General features: G+C 46.7%; 13 protein-coding genes. 5 read left to right on the top strand and 8 right to left on the bottom strand.

Annotated elements, in window-relative coordinates:
• Positions 1-23 precede the first annotated feature (23 nt).
• From rfbF to HPY31_RS10735, 3 genes are read left to right on the top strand one after another with little or no spacing between them, the layout of a single operon-like run.
• Complete coding sequence (rfbF, locus tag HPY31_RS10745; RefSeq protein WP_064200896.1) at positions 24-803, top strand: glucose-1-phosphate cytidylyltransferase; 780 nt, start codon at positions 24-26, stop codon at positions 801-803.
• 13 nt (positions 804-816) lie between these two features.
• Complete coding sequence (locus tag HPY31_RS10740) at positions 817-1,410, top strand: FkbM family methyltransferase (RefSeq protein ID WP_172140700.1); 594 nt, start codon at positions 817-819, stop codon at positions 1,408-1,410.
• A gap of 36 nt (positions 1,411-1,446) precedes the next feature.
• A complete protein-coding gene (locus HPY31_RS10735; protein WP_172140699.1) occupies positions 1,447-2,334 on the top strand; it encodes an NAD-dependent epimerase/dehydratase family protein in 888 nt (295 codons plus the stop codon).
• A gap of 51 nt (positions 2,335-2,385) precedes the next feature.
• Here HPY31_RS10735 and HPY31_RS10730 read toward each other — a convergent pair whose 3' ends face one another.
• The 6 genes from HPY31_RS10730 to HPY31_RS10705 all read right to left on the bottom strand — a co-directional run bounded on the left by HPY31_RS10730 (position 2,386) and on the right by HPY31_RS10705 (position 9,180).
• Positions 2,386-3,825 carry an FkbM family methyltransferase gene (locus HPY31_RS10730; RefSeq protein WP_172140698.1) on the bottom strand — a complete coding sequence of 480 codons (1,440 nt, stop codon included), beginning with the start codon at positions 3,823-3,825 and terminating at the stop codon, positions 2,386-2,388.
• A gap of 27 nt (positions 3,826-3,852) precedes the next feature.
• Complete coding sequence (locus HPY31_RS10725) at positions 3,853-4,959, bottom strand: glycosyltransferase family 4 protein (RefSeq protein ID WP_172140697.1); 1,107 nt, start codon at positions 4,957-4,959, stop codon at positions 3,853-3,855.
• Positions 4,956-5,912: a GDP-L-fucose synthase family protein gene (locus tag HPY31_RS10720; protein WP_172140696.1), complete on the bottom strand. Its 957-nt coding sequence runs from the start codon at positions 5,910-5,912 to the stop codon at positions 4,956-4,958. Before HPY31_RS10720 ends, HPY31_RS10725 begins: the two co-directional genes overlap by 4 nt.
• Positions 5,913-5,942: 30 nt before the next feature.
• Positions 5,943-7,178 (bottom strand): glycosyltransferase family 2 protein, encoded by a 1,236-nt coding sequence (locus tag HPY31_RS10715; RefSeq protein WP_172140695.1) that lies wholly within the window; start codon positions 7,176-7,178, stop codon positions 5,943-5,945.
• 44 nt (positions 7,179-7,222) lie between these two features.
• Positions 7,223-8,194, bottom strand: coding sequence for a GDP-mannose 4,6-dehydratase (locus HPY31_RS10710; RefSeq protein WP_172140694.1), 972 nt, complete (start codon positions 8,192-8,194; stop codon positions 7,223-7,225).
• 125 nt (positions 8,195-8,319) lie between these two features.
• Positions 8,320-9,180, bottom strand: coding sequence for a hypothetical protein (locus tag HPY31_RS10705; protein WP_172140693.1), 861 nt, complete (start codon positions 9,178-9,180; stop codon positions 8,320-8,322).
• 197 nt (positions 9,181-9,377) lie between these two features.
• Between HPY31_RS10705 and HPY31_RS10700 the strand changes: the two genes are divergently transcribed.
• A complete protein-coding gene (locus HPY31_RS10700) occupies positions 9,378-10,085 on the top strand; it encodes a hypothetical protein (protein WP_172141017.1) in 708 nt (235 codons plus the stop codon).
• 6 nt (positions 10,086-10,091) lie between these two features.
• On the opposite strand, the gene HPY31_RS10695 is transcribed toward HPY31_RS10700, so the two are convergent.
• Complete coding sequence (locus HPY31_RS10695; protein ID WP_172140692.1) at positions 10,092-11,828, bottom strand: phospho-sugar mutase; 1,737 nt, start codon at positions 11,826-11,828, stop codon at positions 10,092-10,094.
• A gap of 106 nt (positions 11,829-11,934) precedes the next feature.
• Between HPY31_RS10695 and glf the strand changes: the two genes are divergently transcribed.
• Positions 11,935-13,056, top strand: a complete 1,122-nt coding sequence (gene glf / locus HPY31_RS10690) for a UDP-galactopyranose mutase (protein ID WP_172140691.1) — start codon at positions 11,935-11,937, stop codon at positions 13,054-13,056.
• Here the strand turns inward: glf and HPY31_RS10685 are convergent, their stop codons facing one another.
• Positions 13,057-13,851 (bottom strand): glycosyltransferase family 2 protein, encoded by a 795-nt coding sequence (locus HPY31_RS10685; protein ID WP_172140690.1) that lies wholly within the window; start codon positions 13,849-13,851, stop codon positions 13,057-13,059.
• Positions 13,852-13,875 lie beyond the last annotated feature (24 nt).

Raw genomic sequence — 13,875 nt, 5'->3', positions numbered from 1 at the left:
CAAGAGAGGAAGGAGGGCAGCCAATGAAAGTCGTCATCCTAGCAGGAGGGTATGGCACGCGTATTGGAGAAGAAACGCATCTTCGTCCGAAGCCGCTCATTGAGATCGGTGATTGGCCCATCATTTGTCATATCATGTCCATTTATTCCAAGTACGGTTTCCATGATTTCATCATCTGTCTCGGGTACAAAGGCTACATGATCAAGGAGTACTTTGCGCACTACTTCCTTCACCATTCTGATGTGACGTTTGATTTTCGTAACGACAATCAGGTCACTTTTCACAACCATAATGCTGCTCCGTGGCGAGTCACATTGATTGATACGGGGAAAGACACAGGGACAGGTGGAAGGGTGAAGCGGATACAGAAGTATGTGGGAGAAGATACATTCATGCTGACGTATGGAGATGGCTTATCCGACATCAATATTGAACAGCTGGTAAAATTTCATCGCACGCATAAAAAACTAGCAACGATCACCACGACTCAACCGCCAGGCAGATTCGGAGCATTGGATATTGCCAATGGGAACACCGTAACAGGATTCCAGGAGAAGCCAAAAGGGGATGGCGGATGGATCAATGCTGGTTTTTTTGTCATGGAGCCGGGCGTATTTGATTATATGGCAGGTGATGAGACGGTATTGGAAAAAGAGCCGTTGGAGGGCTTGGCCAAGGCGAATCAACTAATGGCCTTCAAGCATACCGGTTTTTGGCAGCCAATGGATACGCTCCGGGATAAAAACTACTTGGAAGAACTGTGGAAATCCGGAAAGGCAGCATGGGCATCTAGCCGAACATAAGGAGGAAGCAGGAGTGGGCGGATTAAACGAGAACAGTGAAGAAGTTTTTTCTCCGATCGGATACGGGGACATAACGATCGATTGTGGGGCAAATTATGGGGTCATTTCACAAAAAATGGCGGATAAAGGCGCTCTCGTCTTTGCGTTTGAGCCGAATCCATACGTATTTGAGGAATTGAAAAAAAGGGTAGGCGCCTATCCGAATGTCATATGTATCAACAAAGCAGTTTGGCATAAAAACGATAAGCTGCGCTTGCATTTGCATGAACATTACCATACGGATCCGGCAGGGTCTGCTTACGCCTCTTCCCTTTTGAACAATCATCCTGTTACGAATCCCCATAAGTATGTAGAAGTAGAAGTCATTGATTTGACACAGTTCATCCAGATGCTCAATCGGCCAATCAAATTAATCAAAATAGATATCGAGGGGGCAGAATTTGAACTGTTAGAAAAAATTGTAGAGCAAAATTTACACCTGCAAATCGAAAAAATCGTCGTAGAAAATCATGAATGGCTAATTGAAGGCTTGAAAACGAAAGCCGATCACTTTCGGAGTGTCATGCAAGAAAAACAAATTCACAACATCGACTTGAACTGGATATAAGAAGATTGTAGAGCAGGTGAAGGGGAGCGATCCCGAATGAAGATACTAGTGACCGGCGCGACAGGCTTTCTCGGAAGCCAGCTCGTAAAAGCGCTGCGATTGGACGGACATACTGTCATCATCTTGAAAAGGAGTACTTCCGATTGCTCGCGTATCCGGGACATATTGCCTGATTTGATTATGTATGATACGGATCGCGGTCAATGGGAAGCTCCTTTTTTCGAGCAGGGGAGAATCGATGCAATCATCCATACGGCAACCTGTTATGGACGAAAGAACGAGAGCCATACCACGATGGTAGATGCCAATGTGACCTTTCCACTGAAACTGCTGGATATGGCCATGCGCTTTGGTACCCCTTTTTTTCTAAATACAGATACATTTTCCAGTGCACCCATCCAATTATCCAAGCATCTACAACCATATAATTTGACGAAGCGTCAGTTTCGAGAATGGGGAAAATGCCTAGCAGATACCTCTTCCCTACGATTCATCAACGTCCGGCTGGAGCACGTGTATGGTCCTTATGACAATACGAATAAATTTGTCACTTCTGTCATCAAAAGCTGTCTCGAAAATCAACCTGAACTAAGGCTTACAGAAGGGAAGCAAGCAAGGGACTTTATTTATGTGGAGGATGTTGTCTCTGCCTTTCGCGTGCTGTTGGCGCATGCTGCTCGTTTGCCCGCAGGCTTTACGGAATACCAGGTAGGGACAGGTACGGCTACTTCGATACGAGAGTTTGTAGAACGGGTTCATCAGATGACTCAATCAAGCACGGTTCTGAAGTTCGGATCGATTGCCTATACAGATAGGGAAATCATGCATTCACAAGCAGATACACGATCGCTGCAAGCACTAGGGTGGAATCATCGAGTGAAGCTGGAGGATGGATTGAGTAAGGTAATGGCTACTTTCAAATAGCAACGCAACAAAAAACATGGCGAGCCTACAGCCATGTTTTTTCATGTGCGCTTAATCGAGGAACGTCTTGTTTGTGCAAAACAGATCAGCGTGAAAAGGTTTCATTTCGTCTAGTAAGTGGTTGTAGTTCTTCACCTTTACCACTGTATTGTCCCGTTTAAACATATACAGATGGGTAAACAATTTCTCCAGCAGGGTGTATAGCACGAGTGGATGTCTGCCGAAGTTTTCCGTGATGCTCTCAGGGTTGAATTCAATGATCACATCCGGGTCCCACTGCTTAAGCGTTCGCATGGCACTTTCCAAGACGATGACCTCAGAGCCTTCCACGTCAATTTTAATCAGGTCAATGCGCGAAATCATATTCTGCTCTACCCAGTCATCCAGCCTGACACATGATATGAATTGGGTGGATTTCTCCACGGCCTCTGGCTCATGCGGGATATAAGACCATCCGCCTCCACGCGGGTCGTCATGAAAATGAATGTTCCCGTTGCGGTCGGCTATTCCCAGCTGGATAGGCTCGACATTGGTGATGTGATTCTCGGCAAGATTTCGCAGGAGATAAGGATAATTGGCATCGGAGGGTTCGAATGCGTACACCTTGCCTTGAGGCGTGAGATAGCTCAGGGCGAGCGAGATCGCACCGATGTTCGCTCCGATGTCTAGGCAAACATGGTCAGGTTGTACGATTTTTTTCAGGGGATTGATAACGTAGTCTTCATAGTACCCGTTGTAATACTCCATAAAATACAGGACGCTTTGATCGGAGTCGTCTCCATAGACGGTAAAGGTTTGATTGTCAAACGGCAGGTGAAAGTCAACTTTCTTCATCGAATTTGTTGCTCCTTCAAGTGGATTGTAGATCATGATGATGTCATTTCCTACAACGAATAAGAGGTCGGGACGAAGAGAATGAACGAATTCTCGTAGTTCTTGGATAGTGGGATAATCTTTCAGCAATGGATTGGGACCAATAAAGCAACGAGCATCATCAATCAAAATGACGTGATTATGAACAGAATGCTGCAAAATGGCAGCCAGCTCATGCAAGATAGGGGTGTCCAGGTCCCCCTTGGCTGCCTCCGTTGAGCGCGGGATGTAATGACCGTCCAGCCAAAACAGGCAAGGTGATGTAACAGAGTGCATCAGGTTGCTCAATACTTTTCCACTGTCACCGTGGAGGATATGGATGTGGCTGTCGCCTGAGAATCTCTCTTTTGCCGCGATAAACAATGCTTCATCCAGCTCGATGGAAACAAGCAAGTCGAAATGGTGTTTCATTGCTTGCAACATGTCGCCTTTAAACGTACCTGTCTCGATCAAGGTGCGGATGCCCATCGTTTTTGCGATATGCTTGATCTTCGACTTTTTCAAATCGTTTGTCGGTGCTTCCAACAGCCAAAAATCCCAAGTTTCTTGTTCGGTTAACGGAAACGGGATTCGGCGCTCCTTCCTCCACGTATCCCGAATTTGCTGCATGCGTGACATACAAGGATGACCTCCTTTCAAATGACATTAGCGTGCGACGGAAGAAAAGACAGCCAAAGTTTCGCGCGCGCATTTCTCCCACGAAAAATGCTTGGCTTGATGGATGCCTTTGGCAACCAGGTCTGCTCGTGCCTCAGGTGTCAGATAAATATGGGCGAGCTTCACCGCGATATCATCGGAAATATTCGGGTCGAAGGTGAGAGCAGCGTCACCCACCACCTCAGGAATGCTCCCTGCATTGGAGCAAACAATGGGAATGTTGGACTTCATGGCTTCTACCAGCGGAATGCCAAAGCCTTCGAAGAGGGAAGGGAAGCAAAGAAACTGGGCATTCCGGTACAAGTAAGGCATCTCTTCCTGCGGTACGTAATGAAGCCATTTGACTTGGTCCCAAAGCTGGTTATTTGTGATGTAATTCATGACGTTTTGATGAGCCTCTTGAGCAAAACCGGTGAAAACCATGGGAATTCTGATTTGGTGTTTATCCCGCAAAGCGACAAGTGCTTTGAATACATTCAGGTGATTTTTGTGATGCCATGTATTTGCGGGGAAAAAGCCGTATTCGCTGGGCAGCTTATATTTTTGTATGACCTGTTGGTTGAGTGCTTCATTATGCGGCAAGGAAAATTCCCGGGAGGCATCCAGGTGGATCGCATGTACTTTATGCGGAGCAAGCCCGAATTTTTGGAGAATCGTTTGCTTGGAAAACTCCGAGAGAGTCAGCACGGCACTGCAACGCTCAGCAGACGACTTGTAGTTGTCTAGTCGCCAGCGCAAGGAATGTGCATCGAAAAACTCTGGGTAATATTCGTGTTGGATATCTGGAATGTTGATCACTGAAGGGATTGTGACATCGGATGGATTCAATACAAGCAACGGACAAAACCACAAATTCAATTGCAGAGAGTTAATCCAGAAATGAAGCATCGCGTGTGCATTACCGTGGTCAGGGACCATGAATTTGCGTACATTTTTTTGCGCCTCAAAGGTATGGAAATTGTGTGAGGATAAAAAAAGAAACCACTGATGGCCGTCCCCAGCATTCATCGAGTAGGCCAGCAAGTTCCTGACATACTGCTCCATCCCGCCGATTTTGCCAGGAATCACTGACATCAGGTTTATTCCGACTCTCATGTAGGGATCCTCCCTTGCACGTGAGGATGTACCATGTACCAAGCGATCGTTTTCTCCAAGCCAGCGAGTAAGGACGTTTGTGCCACGAAGCCGAAATGCTCTTTTGCTTTGGTCACATCTAAAAGGCGGCGCGGCTGTCCGTCTGGCCTGGTTTTATCCCATTCGATCTCTCCTTGGAAGCCGCTTAGCTGCTTGATCGTTTCTGCTAAGCTTTTGATGGAGATTTCTTGACCTGAACCGATATTGACCGGTTCAGATTGATCATAGTTCATGGTTGCCGCAATAATCGCCTGTGCCGCATCCTCGACATAAATGAACTCGCGTGTGACGCTGCCTGTTCCCCAGAGAACGATCTTCTTCTCGTCATTGCGAATAGCATCTACGCATTTTCGAATGATGGCAGGGATGACGTGTGAGGTTTCCAAATCGAAGTTGTCGCCCGGGCCGTACAAATTGACAGGGAGCAAATAAATGGAATTGAACCCGTATTGCTCGCGATAGGCTTGTGATTGCACCAGCATCATTTTCTTGGCTAAGCCGTACGGAGCATTGGTTTCTTCAGGGTAACCATTCCATATATCTTCTTCCTGAAACGGTACAGACGCATATTTCGGGTAGGAGCAAATGGTTCCGATAGCTACAAATTTTTCGACACCGAATAAACGGGATTGCTCCATGAGCTGAGTCCCCATGATCAAATTATCGTAAAAGTATTTTCCGGGGTTTTTTTGATTCGCGCCGATTCCGCCAACGACGGCAGCCAAGTGAAGAATGATATCGGGACGGAAATCTTGCAACATCTTGTTCACATCATGTTCTTTGCGAAGATCGTATTCATGGCTTCTAGGGATGAAGATGTCCGTACAGTCCAGCTTGCGCAATTGATGAACGACGTGGCTTCCTAGAAATCCTGATCCACCCGTAACCACAATCCGTTTTTTCGCCAGATTCAATTCTTGTCAACCTGCCTTTCTCGTCCGCATTCAAATTCGAGGCGAAGGGACTCTGCGATTTACCCAATTTTCGATCTGGGCCTTGCCTTTGGTAAATTCCTGATAAAATTGGTACTCCTCATAGGAAAGCGGGAGGACTTCTTCCAGGTGGTAGCTGACAGAGCGTTTGACTTCAGGATTGTTGGGGTGGTTCTGAAGAATCTGCTGGCTGCAAAAAATACTCACTTCACATTGCTGTCCCTCTGAGGTAATGGGAATCACGACTTGAAAACGCCCTTGGGTAACTTGGAATTTGTATACGAATTTTCCATTCCTCATGACATGGAAATGAAGAAGAGGGGCGATATCTTGGTTGCTTCCTTTGATAAGCAAAGCGTTCATTGGTCCATGGCTGGCTTCGATGGTCATTCGCAGGTTTTGGGGAGCCCATGAGTCCGAGTAGCGGTTGGATGCGATGATTTGGGGGGAGGGCCCGAAAGCATGATACGCTTTTAGTTTATTGAGAAACCAAAAGGCTCCTTGCTTGTAATGATTCTGCGTATAGTGATAGAGCCATTCATTTGAGATGGTGCCATGATGCTTCACGCTTGTTTTCAAAATTTCGGAAAACCCTGGCTCCAATTCATAGACAAACGTTTTGCATGCGTCATATAAGCGTGAGTTAGCCAAGAATTCCGGTATCGTTCCAATCGGATAATGCAGGGAAATCCGGTTCCACAAATCGTAATCCATGCACCAGTCGTGTTCTTCATTTACACCACCGACTGCTTCAAAGGCATGCTTTCGCAGGAAAGCAGCGGGTTGGCAGATGATGTTGAAATGAAACAATTTTTTTCTGTCAAACTCCACCCAAATGTACGGATATTTTACTTTGTCATCCTCATCAATGTGGAGCCCTTTTCCGTAAACCACGCCCCATTCGGGATGCTGCTGTAAGGCAGCTACAGCCTTTCGAATGGCACCGGGGAAATACGTATCATCTGAATTGAGCCAGCCAATAATCTCGCCACGTGCCATATGCAATCCTTTATTGATAGCATGGGATTGGCCGCGATCTGGTTCGGAAACGTAGCGGAAGCGGTCTGCCAGGTGGCTGTACTGCTGCAAAATATTCTGTGTACCGTCAGTGGAGGCGCCATCGACTACAATATGCTCAATATGGGGATAGTCCTGTGTCAGTACACTTTCGATTGTTCGCTTGATAAATTTTGCCTGATTGTACGAAGGGGTGATGACACTGACGAGAGGAAGGGATTGCATGGACATAAAAAGTTCCCTCCTGATTTTTTCTACTCATCCACTCGGCGTTTTTAAGGGCTGTTCTGTTGGCGTAGGACAGAGCGCCAGTAGTTCAATAAATCTTTCATCGTTTGCTGGAAGGAGATCTCGGGCTCCCATCCCGTCTTTTCTCGGAACAGCGATGAGTCTCCCAATACAATGTCCACATCAGAGGGGCGCAACCGATTGGTGTCTACTTGGATTTCTACCTGCACATCAGTCAAGGCCAGTAGTGTCTTCAACATGTCCTCGATGGTGTAGCGAGTACCCGCGGATATATTGTAGACATCACCTGGTTCACCTCGCGTAATCGCCAACCAATACGCCTTGACAATATCCCGTACATCCGTGAAGTCGCGAATGGCCTCAAGATTGCCGACATGAACTTTTGGCTCTTGCAGACCAAGCTCAATCTGGGCAATTTGTTTGGCAAAATTGGAGGTCACATAGCTTTCGCCTCTTCTCGGACCGGTATGGTGAAACGTACGTGTACGGATGATCGCCAGACCGTAACTGTGGTGGTATTGGTATCCGAGATAATCCTGGGCGATTTTACTGACCGCGTATGGATTCAGAGGACGGAGGGGGTTGGTCTCCTTAATGGGGGTTTCCTCCGGATAAACCAAACCGTACTCCTCACTGGAGCATGCGATTTGAATTTTGCAAGCAGCAGCATGGTTGCGTACCGCCTCGAACAAATGTAACTGTGGGACAATATTGTTCACCATCGTATCCGCAGGAGATGACAACGAGGTAGGGACGAAGCTTTGGGCAGCCAGGTGAAAAATGAGATCAGGCTTTATTCTCTGGATGAGTTCATTTACAGATTGGGGATCTTTTAGTTCACAATTTTCCATATGCACGCGGTCTATCAGGTGCCCCAGCTGCTCCTTTTTGGTAAGGGACCGGAATGTACCGTAAACATCTACATCTCCCCGTGACAGTAGATACTCAGCCAAGTGACTGCCGGCAAATCCCGTTACTCCGGTAATCAATGCCTTCATGAGTCGAATCCCCCCTGTCCATGATGCTCGTAGCGAAGGATGAACAGCTTAACATATTATGAATATGGAAAAACGTGAAAAATGGCACGGCGTACAGCTCGTTTCCAGAGGGAATTTTATGGGGATCAGGGCTCGGCATGCACCCATTTGCAGGTCGCATAGTCGAAAAACATGAAATCATCTGTGTTTGGGATAGCCTGTGAGCCAAAGAAGGGGATATATGCTTTTGCGTGTCCTTGAAAATGCAAGGAATGAGCAGGAAGGTAATCAGTCGTGCCCGTTATTTTGCAAAAAAGAGCACCAGCCTTTTGATAAATCTGCTTTTTCCCATCTTGACTGTCAGCCTGCGGGCAGGATGGAGCAAAAGGACAGTTGAGATTATGATCGAAAAAGCCATTGGCGACTATACCATACGTAGCTTTACGGCGAAGCGCGTAATTGTGAAACAGGATAAACAACACCATGTCGGAAATGGGGACATCTCCGAGTTCTTTTGCAAATTGAAGCAGAGTCTCGTAGTGAAGAGGGTCGCGAAAAAATTTGGTCGTGTAATCGCAAAATTGATTGAGTGTTTCCAGATCGCATACAGTCGTCCAGGTATACTCAAATGTAAAGTCATCGAACTCCTCGTTGTATCGCTTGCTGATATCGGTGAATAGCATGACGTCCGAGTCCAGGTAACAGCAACGTTCTATCCCTTGATTCCTCATGAAATCGCGCAAAATAAACCAGCGTTGGAAGCAAAACAGATTGTATTCGTAGGTGTTGGAAGTGGAGTGCTTGTAAACAAAAGAAAAAGCTTGGGCACTTTGGTAGAAACGACTCAACAGGAAGTGCTCTGTATTTCCTGTAGAAAGATACTTGTTTTCTGGGCTTCCGATAAGAATGACACGAGAAGAAGGGTTGCTGTATTTCGCCTGTTGCATGCATAATCCTACATGCTCTTCAGCCGTTCTGTGAATAAACACGATGGGCAAACTCACCATTATACATCTCCTCTGTCTTACAAAATGCCTGCTAGGCTCCTATTGATAAACTTTATCCTAATATATTGTCCCGAGGAGGGCCTTGAAACCATGCAAATAGCCTGTTTTGCGGCCTGTTCCTTGAATGACCAATCGTATCCGCAAAAAGATAAATATGATACGGAAAGAGGGAAATTGTGAATGGAGGCATGGAGAGAATGGATGTGTTAAACCGCTATGAAAAACGAGTGTATTCTCAAAATGGAGAAGATGGCATCATTGAAGAAATATTTTCACGAATCGGAACTACGAATCGCTATTTTGTGGAATTCGGCGTTGGAGATGGCTCGGAATGTATGCTCAAAAATCTCGTCACGCAGCACGGTTGGAGCGGATTGGCGATGGAAGGCGACCTGAATAGCTGCAATAGAATGTCTGCGGATTATGCTGCCTATCCCCAGGTCATCATCAAGAATGAGTTAATCACGAGAGAAAATATTGCTGGTTTATTCGAAAAAAATGGTGTCCAAAAAGAATTTGATCTGCTCTCTATCGACATTGACGGCAATGACTACTGGGTATGGCAAGCTCTTTCTGCTTACACCCCGAGACTTGTCGTTATTGAGTACAATGCGGCTTTTCCGCCTCCACAAAAAATGGTGATCGTGTATCAACCGGATTTTAAATGGGGTGGGAATACCTACTATGGTGCCAGCTTGAGTTCCCTGGCCATTTTGGGAACCAGCTTGGGATATGCCTTGGTGGGGACAGATTCAAAGGGCGTCAACGCTTTTTTTGTAAGACGCGACTTACTTCTTCAATCCGGTTTCCCTGAATTAACACCAGAACAGGCTTATCATCCTCCTCGTTACGGATCAGTCGCGGGCGGACATCCACCTCAGTCCGGTCCCTATTTGGAAATCTAGTCCTGACTAGAAATCGAGCAGCTGCAAGACAGCTTGCTTCAAGGTGAAGAGCTTTTCTTGGCTATCTTGACTACTCGTTCCTTTCACTCCTAAATAAATTTTGATTTTGGGCTCCGTGCCTGAGGGTCTGACACAAAACCACGAATGATCGTGGAAAAAGTATTTGATCGTCTCCGAGGCTGGCAAGGTGAGCGGTGTGGTTGTACCTGTTTGACAATCTGTGCGGATTCCGCTGGCATAATCTTCGATGGCCAGGATGGGATGGGAGGCGATTTGGGAAGGTGGCTGATTGCGCAGGGAAGACATCGTTGCCGATATTTTTTGCATGCCCTCTCCTCCTTTGCATGTGAAAGAAATCAGCTCTTCTGCATAATGACCGTAACGGTCGAATAAGTCATTCAGTGTGTCATCGAGGCTTTTGTGTTGTGATTTGTAATACGCGCACATGTCAGCAAGTAGCAAAGCAGTTTGTACGGCATCCTTATCCCGGACAAAATCACCGATTAAGTACCCGTAGCTTTCTTCATACCCAAACTGGAAGACGTACGCTCCACTTTTTTTATAGGCTTCGATTTTTTCGCCAATATATTTGAAGCCTGTCAGGGTGTCTTCTGTTGATACACCGAAGTCTGCCGCGATGGCTCTACCCATTTCGGACGTGACGATTGTTTTCAAGACAAGGCCGTTTGTGGGGAGCTCCCCCTTTTTTTGTTTGGTTTCCAGCAGGTAATGAAGAAGCATGGCTCCCAACTGATTTCCTGTCAGGACGCTGTAGTCTCCTGCCTTATTTTTGACGAGCACGCCAAGGCGATCTCCATCAGGGTCCGTGCCCATGATCATGTCGGCATCCACCGGTTTGGCGTATGAAATCGCTAATCGAAAGGCCTCAGGCTCTTCGGGATTAGGCGAGTCTACCGTCGAAAAGTTAGGATCGGGGATAGCTTGCTCGAGAACAACACTCACCTGTGTATACCCGAACTGTTTCAATCCACGCGTGATCGAGTCATGCGTCGTGCCGTGTAGGGGAGTAAAGACAATCTTCACTTGCTCCCGGATGGCAGGAGATAAGTCAGGATGGACGCGCAATTGCTTTACTTTTTCCAAATACGTATGCAAGAGAGAATCGTCAATGTAGTGGAGCAGTCCATTTTTGTACAGCTCTTGCTCATCTGCTGGAGTGATTTCGAGTTCATTTCCGGCATTAGCGATAAGGTCCATCAGTCGTTCGGCTGTCGCGAGCGTAATTTGTCCCCCGTCTGCGCCATAAATTTTGTAGCCGTTATATTCGGGCGGATTATGGCTTGCTGTAATGACAATACCAGCACACGCACGATAGTGGCGCACGGCAAAGGAAAGCAGAGGGGTAGGAGTCAGCTGTTTGAATATACATGTAGTAATCCCGTACTGTCCGAGAACTTTGGCGGTTTCCTTGGCAAACATCTGTGAGTGTTTCCGTGAATCATAGGCAATGACGACTTTTTTGACGGCCAGATTCGGGTATGTTTCGAGTAAATAAAGAGCCAGCCCTGCGCTTGCTTTGCGAATCGTGTAAAGGTTGATGCGGTTTATTCCCGGTTCCATGACCCCGCGCATCCCTCCGGTTCCAAATGCAATCGGGGCAGAGAAGCAATCCGCAAGCTGCTTTTCATCAGCGTGCATGGCGGTTAACTGCTGACGAAGCTCTGAATCAAGGGATTCACACTCGTTCCAGCGTGTGTAGTGTGCGTGCCAGTTTGCATTCATGTAGAGTTCACTCCCACGTGTAGAGTACGACATCATTTACTAGGGTATTAACGGAATGGTAAGTGAGTGAGTGGATGTGATGAAGACGGGAGGATGTGAGTCTAACATGAAGGTGGATTGGCTGATTGTCGGAGCTGGATTCACGGGTGCTACACTCGCAGAGCGGATTGCCAATGAGCTCGATCAGAAAGTGTTGGTGGTAGAGGGGCGCAATCATATCGGAGGAAATGCCTATGATTGCTATGATGAGCAGGGGGTACTGATTCACAAATACGGTTCGCACACCTTTCATACGAATTCCAAGCTGGTCTGGGACTATTTATCGCGTTTTACCCAGTGGCGGCCGTACTTCCATGAGGTGCGTGCTTATGTCGATGGCATAAAAATACCGTTGCCTTTCAATCTAAATGCTTTGTCCGCATTGTTTTCTCCGCAATATGCTCAGAAACTGGAGAGCTTGCTGATCCGTCAATATGGATTCGGGGCGAAGATTCCGATTCTGAAGCTTCGAGAAAGTGCTCATGAAGAGCTTGGCTTTTTGGCTGAGTTCATTTATCAAAAAGTATTTCATCGGTATACGATCAAGCAATGGGACTTGAAGCCGGAGGAGCTGGATCCGTCTGTTTCCGCAAGGGTTCCTGTGTATGTCAGCAGGGACAATCGGTTTTTTCAGGACACGTATCAGGGAATTCCGTTGCATGGCTTTACAGCAATGTTTCATCGCATGCTGGACCATCCGAATATAAAGGTGCTCCTCAATACGGACTATCAAGAAATCGCGGATGAATGTAGGTATAAACGAATGATTTACACCGGCCCGATCGATTCCTTTTTTGGCTATAAGCATGGGCGATTGCCTTATCGAAGCCTGCGCTTTCATTTTGAAACGCATCAAAAGGCATGGTATCAAGAAGTGGGGACTGTCAATTATCCCAATGAGTATGATTTCACAAGAATCCTCGAACAAAAGCACCTCACCGGTCAAGTCGTTCCTCACACAACTATATCCTTCGTATATCCACAGTCGTATTCACCTGACGAAAACGAGCCGTATTATCCAATTCCCCGCAAGGAAAACAGTCAACGGTACAGCCTCTATAAACAAGAAGCGGAGCAAATACGCGATCAGGTGCTTTTTGCGGGCAGACTCGCGGACTATCAATACTACAACATGGATCAAGCGGTGGCGCGGGCATTGACCTTGTTTAAGCAGATTGTCGCAGAATAGCTAGGAAGGCTTCTCTTTTGGAATGAGCTTGCTCACATAGATCCATCCCTGGGGTGTGTACACAAAAACAGGCTCGTACTCGTCTCCCCACAGTTTCAAGATTTTCGTTAGAATGTACTTTCTTGCTTTTGTCCATTGCGGCCAGTTCTTTGTGTGGGAATTGTTGCTCTCGTGAATCAAATAATGATAGAGGTTCGCATCGACCCAGTGAATATCACCTGTTCCGATCAATTTTAATAACATGTACTTGTCATGAGAAAACCTTCCCTGCATGGGATCGTCACATTCAAATCCGCCGACATCACGAACCGCTTGTGTCCGATAAAAACGAGGCCAAACCATTGGGGCTTCCAAGTAATCATACTTATCTTCATAGCTCCGAGGCCGCATGATTTCGGATAGTTCACGCGTGTCACCCACTTCCCTCCAAAAAACGGTGTTGGAGAACACGACGTTCGTGGTTTCCGGCTGGCGTTCCATCTCATCCAACAAAATTTCTAAGGTTTTTCCGTCGAACCAGTCATCCGAGTCAAGTGAGACAAAGTAGGGCGTATCAATTCGTTCCAGAGCAGTAGCCATTGTTTTTCCAATCCCTGAATTTTCAGGGAGTAGCACATAGTGAATGCGGGGATCACCGAGGTACTTTTCGACGATGGCTTGTGTGTGATCAGTAGAGGCGTCATCTACAATGAGGAGCTTCCATTCCTTGTGTGTTTGGTTCAACACACTTTCGATGGCTGTGGGGAGATACTTCGCCCGATTATAGGTTGGAATCACGACGGTAATGAGCGACATGTCACCTGCCTACCTCCTTATTGA

This window comes from Brevibacillus sp. HB1.3, from assembly GCF_013186635.1.
Lineage (GTDB): Bacteria > Bacillota > Bacilli > Brevibacillales > Brevibacillaceae > Brevibacillus > Brevibacillus brevis_D.
This window is presented reverse-complemented; position numbering and strand designations above follow the sequence as displayed.

Bases quoted from the DNA above. Each gene is read 5' to 3' on its own strand.
- rfbF (WP_064200896.1), top strand. From the start codon at position 24: ATGAAAGTCGTCATCCTAGCAGGAGGGTATGGCACGCGTATTGGAGAA.
- HPY31_RS10735 (WP_172140699.1), top strand. From the start codon at position 1,447: ATGAAGATACTAGTGACCGGCGCGACAGGCTTTCTCGGAAGCCAGCTC.
- HPY31_RS10730 (WP_172140698.1), bottom strand. From the start codon at position 3,825: ATGTCACGCATGCAGCAAATTCGGGATACGTGGAGGAAGGAGCGCCGA.
- HPY31_RS10725 (WP_172140697.1), bottom strand. From the start codon at position 4,959: ATGAGAGTCGGAATAAACCTGATGTCAGTGATTCCTGGCAAAATCGGC.
- HPY31_RS10715 (WP_172140695.1), bottom strand. From the start codon at position 7,178: ATGTCCATGCAATCCCTTCCTCTCGTCAGTGTCATCACCCCTTCGTAC.
- HPY31_RS10710 (WP_172140694.1), bottom strand. From the start codon at position 8,194: ATGAAGGCATTGATTACCGGAGTAACGGGATTTGCCGGCAGTCACTTG.
- HPY31_RS10705 (WP_172140693.1), bottom strand. From the start codon at position 9,180: ATGGTGAGTTTGCCCATCGTGTTTATTCACAGAACGGCTGAAGAGCAT.
- HPY31_RS10700 (WP_172141017.1), top strand. From the start codon at position 9,378: ATGGATGTGTTAAACCGCTATGAAAAACGAGTGTATTCTCAAAATGGA.
- HPY31_RS10695 (WP_172140692.1), bottom strand. From the start codon at position 11,828: ATGAATGCAAACTGGCACGCACACTACACACGCTGGAACGAGTGTGAA.
- glf (WP_172140691.1), top strand. From the start codon at position 11,935: ATGAAGGTGGATTGGCTGATTGTCGGAGCTGGATTCACGGGTGCTACA.
- HPY31_RS10685 (WP_172140690.1), bottom strand. From the start codon at position 13,851: ATGTCGCTCATTACCGTCGTGATTCCAACCTATAATCGGGCGAAGTAT.